The following is a 14,917-nucleotide window of genomic DNA, read 5'->3' on the forward strand; positions in this document are numbered from 1 at the left end:
TTTTGCTGGAGGCTTCCTCGTGTCCAACCGTATTCAGACGCAACAGATCCAACAACTCGATGCGCAGCACCATCTGCATCCCTTCTCCGATCATCAGTCGCTGAGAGGCAGCGGCAGCGTCCGTGTCATCGTCAAAGGTGAAGGTCCGTATGTGATCGACAGCGAGGGCCATCGCATTCTCGACGGCATGGCCGGCCTTTGGACGACGAACATCGGCTACGGCAACAAAGAGCTGGCGCAGGCCGCTTACGATCAGATGGTCGAACTGCCGTTCTACAATACCTTCTTCAAGACGACGCACCCGCCGGTCGTCGAGCTGGCGCGCAAGCTGGCCGAGATCGCACCGGCGCATCTCAATCAGGTCTTCTTCGGTTCGTCGGGCTCGGAATCGAACGACACGGCGATCCGCCTGATCCGTCATTACTGGGTGCTCAAGGGCGAGCCGAAGCGGCGCATCATCATCAGCCGCAAGAACGCCTATCACGGCTCGACCATTGCGGCGGGCTCGATGGGCGGCATGAGCCACGTGCATGCGCACAGCTATCCAGTCTATGAGGGCTTCCGCCACGTCATGGACCCGTACTGGTACGGCGACTCCTTCCCCGGCGAGACGCCGGAGGCGTTCGGCCTGCGTGCTGCACGGGCTATTGAAGAAGAAATTCTGCGTTGCGGTCCGGAAAACGTCGCGGCGTTCGCGGGCGAACCGGTTCAGGGTGCAGGCGGCGTGAAAATCGCGCCGTCGACCTACTGGCCGGAGGTTCAGCGCATCGTCGACAAGTACGGCATCCTCTTGCTGGCCGACGAAGTCATCACCGGCTTCGGCCGCCTCGGCACGTGGTTCGCCTCGGATTTCTACGGCATCCGGCCCAATATCATCACCTTCGCGAAGGCGGCGACGTCGGGCTACATCCCGCTGTCGGGCGTGCTCGTCGACGACAAAATCGTCGAAGCGCTGATGGCCAAGGACGACGATTTCAACCACGGCTACACGTTCTCGGGCCATCCGGTGGCGTGCGCTGTCGCGCTGAAGAACCTGGAGATCATGGAGCGCGACCGACTCGTTCCGAAGGTGAAGGAATTCACCGGCCCGGCTCTGGCGAAGCTGTTTGATCGCTTCAAGGATCATCCGCTCGTCGGCGAGGTTCGCACGGTCGGCATGATGGGCGCGATCGAACTCGTGGCGGATAAGAAAACGCGTCGCCGCTTCGATAATCTCGGCCGTGTCGGTCTTATCTGTCGCGATCATTTCTTCCGGGAAGGCTTCATCATGCGGGCCGTCTGGGACACGATGGTGTGCGCGCCGCCGCTGACGTGGGAAGAGCAGCAGTTCGAGGAAGCGGGCCGCGTGATCCAGAAGGCGCTCGATCAGACGCTTTCGGCAGTCCAGGGAGAAATGGCGGCATGAGGCGGCCCGTCGTCGTCATACCCTGCAGTACAGAGACGGTCAGCGGACTGACCTCGGACGCGGCGGGGCGGAAATATTCCGCCGCCGTGGCCGAGGGCGCCGACTGCCAGCCGTTGCTGCTGCCGGTCGGCAAGAACCTTTCCGACATCGGCTCCGTTCTCGATGTTGCCTCGGGCATTTTGCTGACGGGCGCCATCTCGAACGTGCACCCTGAAAACTACGGCCTCGAAGAGCCCGTTCTGCCTGACGCCATCGACCGTGACCGGGATGCGGTGACGCTGCCGCTTATCCGCGCGGCGGTCGAACGCAAGGTGCCGATCATGGCGATTTGCCGGGGGTTTCAAGAGTTGAACGTCGCGCTTGGCGGCTCTCTGCACCAGGCGGTTCATACCGTCGACGGCTATGCCGACCATCGCGAGCCGAAGGTCACGGACTTCGACGTGATGTTCGCGCCGCGCCACCCAGTGACGCTCAAGGGTGAGCTCAAGGCGTGGCTCGGCCAGGATCAGATCATCGTCAACTCGCTGCACGGGCAAGGCATCCGCGATCTCGCCAAGCCGCTCGTTGCGGAGGCATTCGCTGAGGATGGCCTGGTCGAAGCCGCCCGCGTCGCGGCGGGCAATACGTTCTCCCTCGGTGTGCAGTGGCACCCCGAATGGCAATACACATCCAACCCAGCATCCCTGGCGCTGTTCCGCCGCTTCGGCGACGCCGCGAGAGGTATGATCGCGAAAGGCCAGGCCGCATGACCGATACATTCATTTCCGTCGAAGAAGCTGCAGCTTTCCTTGATGCCAATCCAAGCGTGTCTTGGATCGACATTCTGCTGTTCGACATGAACGGCATGCCGCGGGGCAAGCGCATCCGGCGCGGCGATCTCGTCAGCATTGCGCGGAACGGGCTGCTGCTTCCGGCGTCCGTTTACGTGCTCGATCCGCGCGGCAATTCGATTGCCGAGACAGGCCGGCTCTGGGAGACGGGCGATCACGACATTCCGTTCCGCGTGCTGTCCGGCACGCTGAAGCCAGTCCCCGTCGGTAAGGGCTCGCACGGTCAAGCGGTAATGGTGCCTGTCGATCTTTGCGATATGGATCCGCGCGGTGTGCTTGCCGCTCAGGTGTCGCGATTTGCGGATGCCGGGCAGAAGCCCATCGTCGCGGTCGAACTCGAATTCTACGTGACAAAGCGCCCGCCGGACGGCGTTTTCAGCCTCGTGACGCCGCCCGGCCTCTCCGCCGATCCCGAACGGCCCATGACGTTCGGCTTTGAGGAAATGGACACGCTCGGGCCGTTCATCGATGACGTCTATCGCATCGCTGAGGCACAAGGGCTGCCGCTCGACGCGGTTATGCAGGAGTCCGGCCCTGGTCAATTCGAGATCAATCTGAAGCACAGCGAGGCCATGACGGCAGCTCTCGACGGCGTGCTCTTGAAGCGCGCGGTCAAGGCGGCTGCTCATGCGCACGATCTCGAAGCGACGTTCATGGCGAAGCCGCACCACGATTGGACGGGCTCCGGCATGCACGTTCACGTCAGCTTGATCGATAAGCAGGGCAACAACCTGTTTGCGGGCGATCCAATGGCGCCAATGTTCCGGCAGGCGATCGGCGGGTTGCGGACATCCATGCCGGACTTCATGGCGGTGTGGGCGCAGTCGGCGAACGCCTATCGCCGTTACGTGCCTGAATCCTATGTGCCGATGTCGGCGCACTGGGGCTTCAACAATCGCACGGTGGCACTGCGCGTGCCGTGCTGCTCGGGGCCTGCGACGCGCATCGAACATCGCGTCTCAGGCGCGGACGCCAATCCGTTCCTCGTCATTGCAAGCATCCTGGCGGGCGTCCGCCATGGCATCACCAATGGCGTCGATCCGGGGCAGCATGCGGAAGGCAATGCGGAAGAACTCGACGGCAACGAACTGCCGACCGCCTGGGTGAACGCTCTGCAGACGTTCCGCACCTCCGACATCGTGCGCGAGTCTTTCGGCCCGGCGTTCCAGGACGTCTACTATCGCTTGAAAGAGACCGAACGCATCAGTTTCGAGCGTGTCGTTACTGCGCTCGACTATGAATGGTACGCTCAAGTTGCATAAGGCTTTACGGTCATGACATCGCTTGCACACTTCGAAGCCGTTGCCGGATCGATCAAAATTCCGGGTGAAGCCGTCATCGACGGCAAGCTGACGGAGAGCGTTTCCGGCAAGACCTTCGCCAACGTCTCACCGCGCGACGGGCGCGTCCTTAATCATGTCGCCCAATGTGGGCCAGAGGATGTCGATCTCGCCGTCAAAAGCGCGCGCCGCGCCTTCGATGGGGGATCGTGGCGCAAGCTGCACTATCGCGAGAAGAAGCGCATTCTGTTCAAACTCGCCGAACTGATGGAACGCGATATCGAAACGCTCGCCGTGCTCGAAAGCCTCGACGTTGGCAAGCCGATCTCGAACGCGCTCGGCGGCGACGTTCCGAATGCCATCCGCTCGCTGCGCTATTATGCGGAAGCGCTCGATAAGGTTTACGGCGAAGTGGCGCCGGAAGCTCCGGACCGGTTCTCGTTCGTCGTCCACGATCCGCTGGGCGTCATCGGCGCTATCGTGCCGTGGAACTTCCCGTTGCACATGGCGATGTGGAAGGTCGCCCCGGCACTCGCGATGGGCAACTCCGTCATTCTAAAGCCTGCGGAGCAATCGCCGCTGACAGCGCTAAAGCTCGGTGAATTGGCGCTCGAAGCCGGTATTCCTGCGGGTGTACTGAACGTTATTCCGGGCTTCGGCGCAGAAGCAGGCAAGGCGCTCGCGCTGCACAATGACGTCGATATGATTGCATTCACCGGCTCGGGCCCGGTCGGCAAGCTGCTCATGCAGTATTCGGGACAGAGCAATCTGAAGCGCGTGAGCCTGGAACTCGGCGGAAAGTCTCCGCATATCGTTTTCGCAGACTGCCCCGATCTCGACCGCGCCGCCACGGAAGCGGCGTGGGGCATCTTCTATAATTCAGGGCAGGTATGCACTGCCGGGTCTCGTCTCTTGGTGCAGGACGCGATAGCCGATGATTTCACCAATCGGCTCATATCGGTTGCTCGAAAAATCGTTGCTGGCGACCCCTTGGAGCCCGCGACGACGTCGGGCGCTATGGTTAGCGAAGAACAGATGAAGACGGCACTCCGCTATATCGAAACGGCAAAGCGCGAGGGTGGCACACTGGCCCTCGGCGGCAATCGTACGCTCGAAGGAAGCGGCGGATTCTACGTCGAGCCGACGGTGTTTTCGGGCGTGACGCCTGAGAATACACTGGCGCGCGAAGAAGTTTTCGGACCGGTGCTTGCCATTACGCGTTTCACCGAAGCGGACGACGCCATCCGCATCGCCAACGATACGAACTATGGCCTCGCCGCCGGTCTTTGGACCAAGGACATCACGCTGGCCCACCGCGCCGCCCGCGAGATCCGCGCCGGACTGGTCTGGATCAACGGCTGGGACAGCTGCGATATCACGATGCCGTTCGGAGGCTTCAAGCAATCGGGCTTCGGCCGCGATCGCTCTCTGCACGCACTACATAAGTATGCCGATTTGAAATCGGTCTCGATCACACTCTGACGCCCTGGAGACGGTGCAATGAATATCAAATCGTCAACGCCCTTCCCCTCGGCCGCCTTCATAGACGGCGAGTGGGTGACTTCGAACAAGACGTTTCCGGTTCTCGATCCGGCGACGGGCGAAAAGCTCGTTGATGTACCGGACCTGACACCGGATGACGCCAAGCGCGCCATCGACGCCGCGCACAAGGCATTTCCGGCGTGGGCTGCGAAGCCCGCGAAGGAACGCGCGCAGATCCTGCGCAAGTGGTTCGACCTCATCATCGCGGATACCGAAGCGCTTGCTCAGTTGATGACGGCCGAGCAAGGCAAACCGCTGACGGAATCGCGCGGCGAAGTCGCTTATGGCGCGTCGTTCATCGAGTGGTTCGCGGAAGAAGGAAAGCGCGCCTACGGGCACACGATCCCAACGACGGTCGCTTCGCGCCGCTACCTCACGATCAAGCAACCCATCGGCGTATGCGCGGCGATTACGCCGTGGAACTTTCCGATCGCGATGATCACCCGCAAGGTTGGCTGCGCCCTGGCTGCCGGTTGCACGATCGTCGTGAAGCCGTCGGAGGAGACGCCGCTGTGTGCGCTGGCGCTTGCGAAGCTCGCGCAGGACGCAGGTGTTCCGGCGGGCGTATTCAACGTCATCACGACAATGGACGGCCCCGGCATCGGCAAGGTGCTGACGGCGGATGACCGCGTGCGCAAGTTGACGTTCACAGGCTCGACGGAAGTCGGCCGCATTCTCTATCGTCAGTGTGCCGACACCATCAAAAAGCTGACGCTCGAACTCGGCGGCAACGCGCCGCTCATCATTTTCGACGATGCCGATCTGAAGCAGGCGGTCGCCGGAACGATGGCGTCGAAGTTCCGCAACGCGGGCCAGACGTGCGTCTGCGCCAACCGCATCCTCGTGCAGGCAGGCATCTTCGACAAGTTCGTTTCAGCCCTGAAAGAGGAAGCCGCGAAGCTCGTCGTGGCGCCCGGCCGTGATGCCAAATCGACGGTCGGACCGCTGATCAATGCGGAAGCCATCGACAAGGTGAAGTCACTGCTTTCCGGTGCCGTCTCCGAAGGCGCCAAGATCGAGATCGGTGGCAAGCCGGACAATCACGGGGCGCTCTTTTTTGAGCCGACAATCGTGACTGGCGTCTCGACCGATATGAAGATCGCGAACGAAGAAATCTTCGGTCCGGTTGCATCGCTCATCAAGTTCGAGACGGAAGCCGACGCGATCCGCATCGCCAACAGCACGCCGTTCGGCCTCGCCGCCTACCTATTCAGCCAGAATGTCTCTCGCGCGTGGCGCGTGGCTGAAGCGCTCGAAGCCGGCATGATAGGCGTCAACGAAGGCGTGTTCTCGAATGAGGTTGCGCCGTTCGGCGGCATCAAGCAGTCGGGTCTCGGCCGCGAGGGCGCGGACGAAGGCCTCAACGAATATCTCGAGACAAAAATGATCGCCCTTGGCGGCATCAACGCCTAGCAGTCAAGTTTCGGCGGGGCATTTCGATTAATGCTCCGCCGAAAAAGCATTGAACCCTCTTTCGCTCACCCATCGAACCACGAAGGATCGTCCATGGCTACCTCAGCCGAGCTTCAGGCCCGTCGCGTCGCCGCTGTCCCACGCGGCGTCGGAAACGTGACGCAAATCTTTGCCAAGACCGCGAAGAACGCCGAGATCTGGAGCGAGGACGGCAAGCGCTATATCGATTTCGGTGCGGGCATCGCGGTCGTCAACACAGGCCATCAGCACCCTCGCCTCATCAAGGCCATTGAGGAGCAGCTCAAGGCTTTCAGTCACGTCTGCTTCCAGGTGACGCCGTACGAAAACTATGTGAGCCTTGCGGAACGGCTCAACGCCATTGCTCCAATCGCCGGTCCGGCCAAGACGATGCTGGCATCAACGGGTGCTGAAGCCGTCGAGAACGCCGTCAAAGTGGCGCGCGCATTCACAGGACGTCCCGGCATCGTTTCGTTTGCGGGCGGCTTCCACGGCCGCACGCTGATGGGCATGGCGCTGACGGGCAAGGTCGTTCCTTATAAGAAGGGCTACGGACCGTTTCCGCCGGACGTCTATAACGTCGAGTTCCCGAACGTCTTCCACGGCGGCAGTACCGGGCAAAGCATTCGCAGCCTGAAGTCGCTGTTCAAGCATTCGGTCGATCCGTCGAACATCGCCGGTATCATCATCGAGCCGGTGCAAGGCGAAGGCGGCTTCAATATCGTGCCGAAGGAATTCATGGTCGCACTGCGCGAGCTTTGTGACGACCACGGTATTCTGCTGATCGCGGATGAAATCCAGACGGGCTTTGCACGTACTGGCAAGATGTTCGCGATGGAGCATTTCGGCGTGAAGGCCGACGTCGTCACAATGGCGAAGGGCCTCGCGGGCGGGATGCCGCTGTCGGCGATCGTCGGCCGCGCGGACGTCATGGATGCTTCCAATCCCGGCGGCCTCGGCGGCACTTATGCAGGCAATCCGGTTGCGTGTGCGTCGGCCCATGCCGTGCTCGACGTCATTCACGACGAGAAGCTCTGCGACCGCGCCAACGCAATCGGCAAGATCATCATGGATCGCTGCTCGGCGCTACAGGCCAATTCGAACCTCAACTGCATCGGCGACGTCCGCGGCCTCGGCGCGATGTGCGCAGTCGAGCTTGTGAAAGACAAGGCGAGCGGCGAACCGGCGCCGGAATTGACGAGCGCATTGCTCAAGGCGGCGAGCGACCGCGGCCTCATTCTTCTTTCGTGCGGCACGTACGGAAACGTCATTCGCTTCCTGGTGCCGCTGACTGCCAGCGACGAACTCGTTCGCGAGGGCATGGACGTGTTCGAGTCGGCACTCACCGACGCCGTCGCCAAGGTCGCTTGATATTTGGACTCGCTTCCGGCGGCTGACGTCCCGCAGGGGGTATCGCCGGGAGCAAACAAAGGACTCTTCATATGAATGTACAGATCAAGCCCAACGACCTCGCATCCTTCTGGATGCCGTTTACCGCCAACAAGCAGTTCAAGGCGAATCCGCGGCTCTTCGTCGGCGCCAAGGACATGCATTATGTGACGAACGATGGCCGCAAGGTGCTCGACGGCACATCGGGTCTCTGGTGCGTAAACGCCGGACACTGCCGTCCGAAGATTGCCGAAGCGATCAAAGCCCAGGTCGAGACTCTCGACTTCGCAGGCACGTTCCAGATGGGCCACAACAAGGCCTTCGAGGCCGCGAATCGGCTGACGGCCATCGCGCCGAAGGGCTTCGATCATGTGTTCTTCACCAACTCCGGTTCGGAGTCGGTCGAGACGGCACTGAAGATGGCGATCGCCTATCATCGCGCCAAGGGCAACGGTACCAAGGTGCGCCTGATCGGCCGTGAACGCGGCTATCATGGTGTCAACTTCGGCGGCATGTCGGTCGGCGGCATCGGCCCCAACCGCAAGATGTTCGGCGCGCTCGTCGCAGGCGTTGATCACATGCGGCACACGCACGATCTGGCGAAGAACGCTTTCACGCGCGGCGAACCGGAGCACGGAGCGGAGCTTGCGGACGATCTGGAACGCCTCGTTGCGCTGCATGACGCTTCGACCATCGCCGCCGTCATCGTCGAGCCGGTTGCGTGCTCGACGGGCGTGCTGATCCCGCCGAAGGGATATCTGAAGCGCCTCGAAGCCATCGCCAAGAAGCACGACATTCTGCTGATCGCCGACGAAGTCATCACGGGCTTCGGCCGTCTCGGCGTGCCGTTCGGTTCCGACTATTTTGGCATCTCGCCGGATATCATCACAACGGCGAAGGGCGTGACGAACGGCACGATTCCGATGGGCGCCGTGTTCGTCAAATCGCACATCCACGACGCCTTCATGAACGGCCCTGATTGGATGATCGACTTCTTCCATGGATATACGTATTCGGGCCATCCGGTCGCCGCGGCAGCCGCCATCGGCACGCTCGACACGTATGCGGAAGAAGGCCTGCTGACGCGCGCCGCAGAGCTGGCACCCTACTGGGAAGAACGCGTCCACGCGCTGAAGGGCCTGCCGCATATCATCGATGTGCGCAACATCGGCCTCATCGGCGCGGTCGAGTTCGCGCCCGATCCGGAGCAGCCCGGCAAGCGGGCGTTCGACCGTTTCGTCAAGGCATTCGAGGCCGGTATTCTGGTTCGCCAGACGGGCGACATCATCGCGCTGTCGCCGCCGCTCGTCATTTCGAAGTCCGAGATCGACCAGTTGTTCGACACCTTCACGAAGGTGCTGAAGGAGACGAACTAATTCACTTGTCATCCCCGAACGCGATCGCTGCGCTCTCGTGTTCGAGGATGACGAAAGTCAAAACGAGGATTCCTTTCCCAATGCACATGATCGAGAACGCCATCAACGGGCGCCGCTCACCTGCTCACGCCGAGCGCACGCAGGCTGTCTTCAATCCGGCGACTGGCGAAGAAGTTGCGCGCCTGCCGCTGTCGAAAGTCGACGATCTCAACGCCGCCGTCTCTGCCGCGAAGAAAGCCGCACTGACGTGGGGCACAACGCCGCCGATGAAGCGCGTGCGTCCGCTTTTCAAGTTCAAAGAGCTGCTTGAAAAGAACGCCGATGAGATCGCGCGCGCGATCTCGCGTGAGCACGGCAAGACGCACGCCGACTCGCTCGGCGAGCTGGCGCGCGGCATCGACGTCGTCGATTTCGCCTGCGGAATTCCGCATCTTTTGAAGGGCGAATTCAGCCGCAACGTCGGCCCGGACATCGACAGCTGGTCGGACCGGCAGCCGCTCGGCGTCGTTGCGGGCATCACGCCCTTCAACTTCCCCGCCATGGTGCCGATGTGGATGTTCCCCGTCGCTATCGCGTGCGGCAATGCTTTCATCCTGAAGCCGTCCGAACGCGATCCGTCGGCACCGATGCTGATCTGGGAGCTGTTCCAGCAGGCCGGTCTGCCGGACGGCGTGTTCAACGTCGTGCACGGCGACAAGACGATCGTCGATGCGATTCTCGATCATCCCGATATCGCCGCCATCTCGTTCGTCGGCTCAACGCCCGTTGCGCAGTACATCTATGGCCGCGGAACCGCGAACGGCAAGCGCGTGCAGGCACTCGGCGGCGCCAAGAACCACATGATCGTGATGCCCGACGCCGACATGGACCAGGCGGTCGATGCGCTGATGGGCGCGGGCTACGGTTCCGCTGGCGAGCGCTGCATGGCGATCTCGGTTGCGGTTCCGGTTGGCGAGAAGACGGCCGACAAGCTCGTCGAGGCTCTGGCGCCGCGCGTGCGTGCGCTGAAAGTCGGCCCGGCAACGGACCCTGAATCGGAGATGGGCCCGGTCGTCACGGCAGACGCAAAGCGCAAGATCACCTCGCTGATCGACAAGGGCGTCGCGGAAGGTGCGAAGCTCGTCGTCGATGGCCGCGGACTGACGCTGCAGGGCTACGAGAACGGCTTCTTCCTCGGCGGTACACTGTTCGACAACGTCACGCGCGACATGACGATCTACCGCGAAGAAATTTTCGGGCCGGTGCTCTCGGTCGTGCGCGCGAAGAACTACGATGAAGCCGCCGATCTCATCAACACGCACGAATATGGCAACGGTACCGCGATCTTCACGCGCGACGGCGATACGGCACGCGCGTTCGCAGACAAGATCGAGGTCGGCATGGTCGGCATCAACGTGCCGCTGCCGGTGCCGGTTGCCTATCACTCGTTCGGCGGCTGGAAGCGCTCGCTGTTCGGGGATCACGCGATTTACGGACCGGAAGGCGTGCACTTCTACACGCGTCTCAAGACAGTTACGGCGCGCTGGCCGGCCGGCATCCGCAAGGGTGCGGAGTTTAATTTTCCGAGCCTGAAGTAAAATTGGATGAGTGAGCGGCAGATGAGCCCGCTCACTCCCTCCTTATTCTAAAGTACTGCGGCACATCAGAAATTTCTTCCTGACTTTAAGGCTGGCACAAGCCCTGCGTCCTTAGTTCATCGCAGCATGAACTCAAGTTCGCGAGATCCTTTGCCAATGCACCAACCTGCTAAGACCGCTCACCCGGCAAATTCCGGCGCCGATCTCGACGGCCGCCTTTCTTTCCTGGAACTGGATGAGCTTACGACCTCGCAGCTTCGCGACCTCAAGCCGCTTCTCATGCGGCATCTCCCCGTCGCTCTCGATAAATTCTATGCGAAGATCAAAGCCACGCCGCAACTCAAGCGCTTCTTCGCTGACGACGCGCATATCGCGCGCGCCAAGTCCGCTCAGCTCGGTCACTGGGGCGCGATAAGCGCGGGCAAGATCGATGAGACGTATGTCGGCAATGTTCGCCGCATCGGCCAAACACACGCCAGGATCGGACTTGAGCCGCGATGGTACATCGGCGGCTACACGCTGCTGCTTGAACACCTCTTCGCGGCGATCATCGAGGAGAATAAGCCAAAAAGCCTTCTCTCCTTCAATCAGCAGACGACGCATCAGAACCTTCTCAACAAACTCATCGCGCTTACGAAAGCGGTGATGCTCGACATGGATTATTCCATTTCGACGTACATTGAGGCGGCGGAAAGCGCCCGGCTCAAGGCCGAGGCGGAGCAACAGCAGACACAGGCCGAAGCCGCGAAGCGCCAGCGGGAAGCAGACGCGGACCGCCTGCGCGTTGAAGAAGAGGTTGCGGCCGAGCGCGCGCACGTCCTCGATGCGATCACGTCGGGCCTCTCAGAGCTTGCCAAGCAGAACCTGTCGTACCGCATCGGCGCGGCGTTGCCGCCACAGTTCGAACGCGTGCGCGATGATTTCAATTCGGCGAGCGGTCAGCTCGATCAAGCCTTGCAGGTCGTTCTACAGCGCATCAGCGGCATTACGGCAGCGACCGAGCAGATCCTCGCGGCGTCCGAGAACCTTTCGCGGCGAGCCCAGACCACGGCCGCCTCTCTCGAAGAGTCGGCGGCGGCACTCGAAGAAACCGCCGTCTCGGTGCAAAGCACGGCGACCTCGACGACCAGCATGCAGGACATCATAACGCGCGCCAGCAGCCAGGCGTCCGACGGCGGAAAGATCGTCGATGAGGCGATCGAGGCCGTCTCGAAAATCGAGAGTTCGTCGAAGCAGATCGGGCATATCATCAGCGTCATCGACGACATCGCGTTCCAGACGAACCTGCTAGCGCTCAATGCGGGCGTCGAAGCCGCCCGTGCGGGCGAGCATGGCCGCGGCTTCGCGGTCGTGGCATCGGAAGTGCGCGCGCTCGCACAGCGGTCGGCCGAGTCGGCGCGCGAGATCAAAGATCTGATTTCGACGGCGCAGCAAAATGTCAGCGACGGCGTGAGGCTGGTGACGAGCACCGGACATGTGTTCGGAGAGATTGCCAAAGCCGTCACACAGGTGAACACGGTCATGGCCGAGATCGCGGCGGGAGCACAAGAGCAGGCATCCGCGCTTGCCGAAGTCAGCAGCGCCGTCGCGACGATGGATCACGACACGCAAGAGAATGCGGCGATGGCCGAAGAGCTGACGTCGTCGACAAACGTGCTGGCGTCGGAAACGAGCGATCTCAAATCTCTCGCCACGGCATTCAAGACGTCTGATTCCGGTCACGCCGCCGCAAAGAGCGCACGGCTCCGCGTCGTCGGCTGAGCGTACAAACCCGAACAAAAACAGAAGCGGCGCCGCGATCCTTGGGATCGGGCGCCGCCGTCATTTGCAAAATCGGCAACGGTTACTTGGCCTTTGCGGCCCACGCTGCCACGCGCTGTTTGCACGTATCGGAAAGGTCAGTTTGATGCTCCGTCAGGCAGCCGCGTATCTTGCTCTTCTCGTGTGGAACGCTCGTGCAGAATTTCTGGATGTCGGCCCTGCAGGCACCTTTCCCGCCGTTGGGAGGCGTGGCGCTATCGGCTGCCAGAGATGCCGCAGAACCCAGCGTTGCGGCAGCGGCGAACACCAACAAAAATCTCATACCATCTCCTTGCTGATCGATCGTTATGGACAATGATCTTCGAAAGGCCGGAGAAACCGAGCGGGCGAAGCACACGAGATCCTGCACGCACCGCCTCGCTGGCGGCGCACGTCCCGCGCTGTGCGCCTTCCTTTAAGGAAAGCGCACAGTCGCTCATTCGGCATCACTGCCGAATATCTGATTTAGCGGAGATAGGGGCAGACGCGTTCGACGCCGCGGCGGTCGATATAGGTGCCCGTGCGATAGCTGAAGTCGGGGAAGTCACGCGCGCAGCGATCCATGTCGCGCGGTGCGGCGCGATGCTCGGAAATAGCGGCTGCGATGATTGCGCCGCCGATAAGGCCGCCGACCAATGCGCCAGGACCCCAGCCCCAACCGCCATGGCCGCGCCAATAAACGTGGGTGACGGCGCCAGCGTCTTTCGAAAGCGCCGGAACGCCGGTTCCGAACGGCGCGGCAGCAGCTTGCTCAGTCGCAGCAAAAGTCGCCGTCATGGTGGCGGCAATGAGAGAAGAAGCGATAACTTTTTTGAATTTCGTCATATTACGTTTCCACCGTAACGAAGTGTCTGATCCGCCTAACGCGGTGGACGGGAGAGATCCGTCGCTTGCCCTGAAATGATCACAAGTCCTGATGATTCGTTGCCGAATACGATGGACTCGCTTCGCGACATTTCGAAGGCGATGAGCGCAGTACACTCTCTCCGCGATGAAGCTGCGGTGAATTACAAAATTACAAAAAAGAAAGCCGGTCGCTCCGGGGGGAAGAAGCGACCGGCTGGTCACCGCCGGTGAGGGATCCGGCGGCACGGGGGTTCGATGTTCTAACTACTCAGCAGCGTGACGGAAGTTCCGGCTGCCTTCTACGGTATCAAAGCCGAGAGACGCAGCGACGACCGAGTGTGTGATGCGACCGCCTTTGACATTCAATCCTGCTGCGAGATGGGGATCGCGATCGAATGCTGCAAGCCCCTGCTCTGCGAGTTTCATCACGAATGGCAGCGTTGCGTTGTTCAATGCCTGAGCCGATGTGACAGGCACGGCGCCCGGCATGTTGGCGACGCAGTAGTGAATGATACCGTCGACTTCAAACGTCGGATGCGCGTGCGTCGTCGGCTTCGACGTTTCGAAGCAGCCGCCCTGATCGATCGCGACGTCAACGAGCACGGCACCCTTCTTCATGTCTTTCAGCATCGCACGATTGACGAGCTTCGGCGCGCTCGCACCGGCGACAAGCACCGCGCCGACGACAACGTCTGCGGCGAGAACTTCGGTCTCGATCGTTTCCATCGTCGAAGCGAGCGTGCGCACGCGACCTTCAAACAGCTCATCGAGCTGGCGCAAACGCGGAAGCGACCGGTCAATGATCGACACGTCGGCACCGAGGCCGGCCGCCATCCGCGCTGCATGCGTACCGACGACCCCGCCGCCGAGTACAACGACCTTTGCGGGCTTCACACCCGGGACGCCGCCCATCAGAACGCCGCGTCCGCCGGTAGGGCGACGCAGGGCCTGAGCTGCGGCTTCAATCGAAAGACGGCCAGCAACTTCGCTCATCGGCGCGAGAAGCGGCAGCGAGCCGTTGGCGTCGGTGACCGTCTCGTAAGCGATGGCCGTCGCGCCCGATTCCATCAGGCCGATGGCCTGCTGCGCATCGGGAGCGAGATGCAAATAGGTGAACAGGATCTGATCGGGCTTCAGGCGCTTCCACTCGACCTTCTGCGGCTCCTTGACCTTCACGATCATCTGGGAGTCGAAGAAAACTTCTTCGGCCGATTTGACGATGCGGGCGCCCGCCTTTTCGTAGGCCGCATCGTCGGCGAAAATGCCGGCACCGGCACCCGACTGAACGATCACTTCGTGGCCGCGAGCTGCCAGTTCGCGAACCGAACCCGGCACTAGGCCGACCCGAAACTCATCGCTCTTAATTTCCGTGGGAACACCGATGCGCATGATCCGCTCCTGTAAAGCGCAGCTTCCGATCTTCTACAGTGTAGGTTGACAC

Annotated in this window: 12 protein-coding genes; 9 read left to right on the plus strand and 3 right to left on the minus strand. The window is 61.6% G+C overall.

Annotated elements, in window-relative coordinates; genetic code table 11:
- Positions 1–19 precede the first annotated feature (19 nt).
- From RLW41_RS01020 to RLW41_RS01060, 9 genes are all read left to right on the plus strand, one after another.
- On the plus strand, positions 20–1,405 hold the full coding sequence (locus RLW41_RS01020; RefSeq protein ID WP_414463140.1) for an aspartate aminotransferase family protein: 1,386 nt from the start codon (positions 20–22) through the stop codon (positions 1,403–1,405).
- On the plus strand, positions 1,402–2,154 hold the full coding sequence (locus tag RLW41_RS01025) for a gamma-glutamyl-gamma-aminobutyrate hydrolase family protein (RefSeq protein WP_414463141.1): 753 nt from the start codon (positions 1,402–1,404) through the stop codon (positions 2,152–2,154). Before RLW41_RS01020 ends, RLW41_RS01025 begins: the two co-directional genes overlap by 4 nt.
- Positions 2,151–3,497 (plus strand): glutamine synthetase family protein, encoded by a 1,347-nt coding sequence (locus RLW41_RS01030; protein ID WP_409560491.1) that lies wholly within the window; start codon positions 2,151–2,153, stop codon positions 3,495–3,497. The genes RLW41_RS01025 and RLW41_RS01030 overlap by 4 nt, the downstream gene beginning before the upstream one ends.
- 12 nt (positions 3,498–3,509) lie before the next feature.
- Positions 3,510–4,997 carry an aldehyde dehydrogenase gene (locus RLW41_RS01035; RefSeq protein ID WP_414463142.1) on the plus strand — a complete coding sequence of 496 codons (1,488 nt, stop codon included), beginning with the start codon at positions 3,510–3,512 and terminating at the stop codon, positions 4,995–4,997.
- Between the two features lie 18 nt (positions 4,998–5,015).
- Positions 5,016–6,470, plus strand: a complete 1,455-nt coding sequence (locus RLW41_RS01040; protein ID WP_414463143.1) for an NAD-dependent succinate-semialdehyde dehydrogenase — start codon at positions 5,016–5,018, stop codon at positions 6,468–6,470.
- Between the two features lie 93 nt (positions 6,471–6,563).
- Positions 6,564–7,859 (plus strand): 4-aminobutyrate--2-oxoglutarate transaminase, encoded by a 1,296-nt coding sequence (gabT, locus tag RLW41_RS01045; RefSeq protein WP_414463144.1) that lies wholly within the window; start codon positions 6,564–6,566, stop codon positions 7,857–7,859.
- A 71-nt stretch (positions 7,860–7,930) separates the two neighbouring features.
- Positions 7,931–9,253 carry an aspartate aminotransferase family protein gene (locus tag RLW41_RS01050; protein ID WP_409560495.1) on the plus strand — a complete coding sequence of 441 codons (1,323 nt, stop codon included), beginning with the start codon at positions 7,931–7,933 and terminating at the stop codon, positions 9,251–9,253.
- An 80-nt stretch (positions 9,254–9,333) separates the two neighbouring features.
- A complete protein-coding gene (locus RLW41_RS01055) occupies positions 9,334–10,830 on the plus strand; it encodes a CoA-acylating methylmalonate-semialdehyde dehydrogenase (protein WP_409560496.1) in 1,497 nt (498 codons plus the stop codon).
- Positions 10,831–10,986: 156 nt separating this feature from the next.
- Entirely contained in the window at positions 10,987–12,591 is a 1,605-nt protein-coding gene (locus RLW41_RS01060; protein ID WP_414463145.1) for a methyl-accepting chemotaxis protein, read from the plus strand.
- 82 nt (positions 12,592–12,673) lie between these two features.
- Here RLW41_RS01060 and RLW41_RS01065 read toward each other — a convergent pair whose 3' ends face one another.
- The 3 genes from RLW41_RS01065 to ald form a co-directional block, all read right to left on the minus strand.
- Positions 12,674–12,913, minus strand: coding sequence for a cysteine rich repeat-containing protein (locus RLW41_RS01065; protein WP_414463146.1), 240 nt, complete (start codon positions 12,911–12,913; stop codon positions 12,674–12,676).
- A gap of 182 nt (positions 12,914–13,095) precedes the next feature.
- Positions 13,096–13,455 carry a hypothetical protein gene (locus RLW41_RS01070; protein ID WP_013948378.1) on the minus strand — a complete coding sequence of 120 codons (360 nt, stop codon included), beginning with the start codon at positions 13,453–13,455 and terminating at the stop codon, positions 13,096–13,098.
- Between the two features lie 285 nt (positions 13,456–13,740).
- Positions 13,741–14,865 carry an alanine dehydrogenase gene (gene ald, locus RLW41_RS01075; RefSeq protein ID WP_414463147.1) on the minus strand — a complete coding sequence of 375 codons (1,125 nt, stop codon included), beginning with the start codon at positions 14,863–14,865 and terminating at the stop codon, positions 13,741–13,743.
- Positions 14,866–14,917 lie beyond the last annotated feature (52 nt).

The sequence above is a fragment of the Hyphomicrobium sp. DY-1 genome (assembly GCF_047497105.1).
Classification (GTDB): domain Bacteria; phylum Pseudomonadota; class Alphaproteobacteria; order Rhizobiales; family Hyphomicrobiaceae; genus Hyphomicrobium_B.

Excerpts from the sequence above, each read along its gene's own strand:
- RLW41_RS01025 (WP_414463141.1), top strand. The coding sequence starts at position 1,402 with ATGAGGCGGCCCGTCGTCGTCATACCCTGCAGTACAGAGACGGTCAGC.
- RLW41_RS01030 (WP_409560491.1), top strand. The coding sequence starts at position 2,151 with ATGACCGATACATTCATTTCCGTCGAAGAAGCTGCAGCTTTCCTTGAT.
- RLW41_RS01035 (WP_414463142.1), top strand. The coding sequence starts at position 3,510 with ATGACATCGCTTGCACACTTCGAAGCCGTTGCCGGATCGATCAAAATT.
- RLW41_RS01040 (WP_414463143.1), top strand. The coding sequence starts at position 5,016 with ATGAATATCAAATCGTCAACGCCCTTCCCCTCGGCCGCCTTCATAGAC.
- gabT (WP_414463144.1), top strand. The coding sequence starts at position 6,564 with ATGGCTACCTCAGCCGAGCTTCAGGCCCGTCGCGTCGCCGCTGTCCCA.
- RLW41_RS01050 (WP_409560495.1), top strand. The coding sequence starts at position 7,931 with ATGAATGTACAGATCAAGCCCAACGACCTCGCATCCTTCTGGATGCCG.
- RLW41_RS01055 (WP_409560496.1), top strand. The coding sequence starts at position 9,334 with ATGCACATGATCGAGAACGCCATCAACGGGCGCCGCTCACCTGCTCAC.
- RLW41_RS01060 (WP_414463145.1), top strand. The coding sequence starts at position 10,987 with ATGCACCAACCTGCTAAGACCGCTCACCCGGCAAATTCCGGCGCCGAT.
- RLW41_RS01065 (WP_414463146.1), bottom strand. The coding sequence starts at position 12,913 with ATGAGATTTTTGTTGGTGTTCGCCGCTGCCGCAACGCTGGGTTCTGCG.
- RLW41_RS01070 (WP_013948378.1), bottom strand. The coding sequence starts at position 13,455 with ATGACGAAATTCAAAAAAGTTATCGCTTCTTCTCTCATTGCCGCCACC.
- ald (WP_414463147.1), bottom strand. The coding sequence starts at position 14,865 with ATGCGCATCGGTGTTCCCACGGAAATTAAGAGCGATGAGTTTCGGGTC.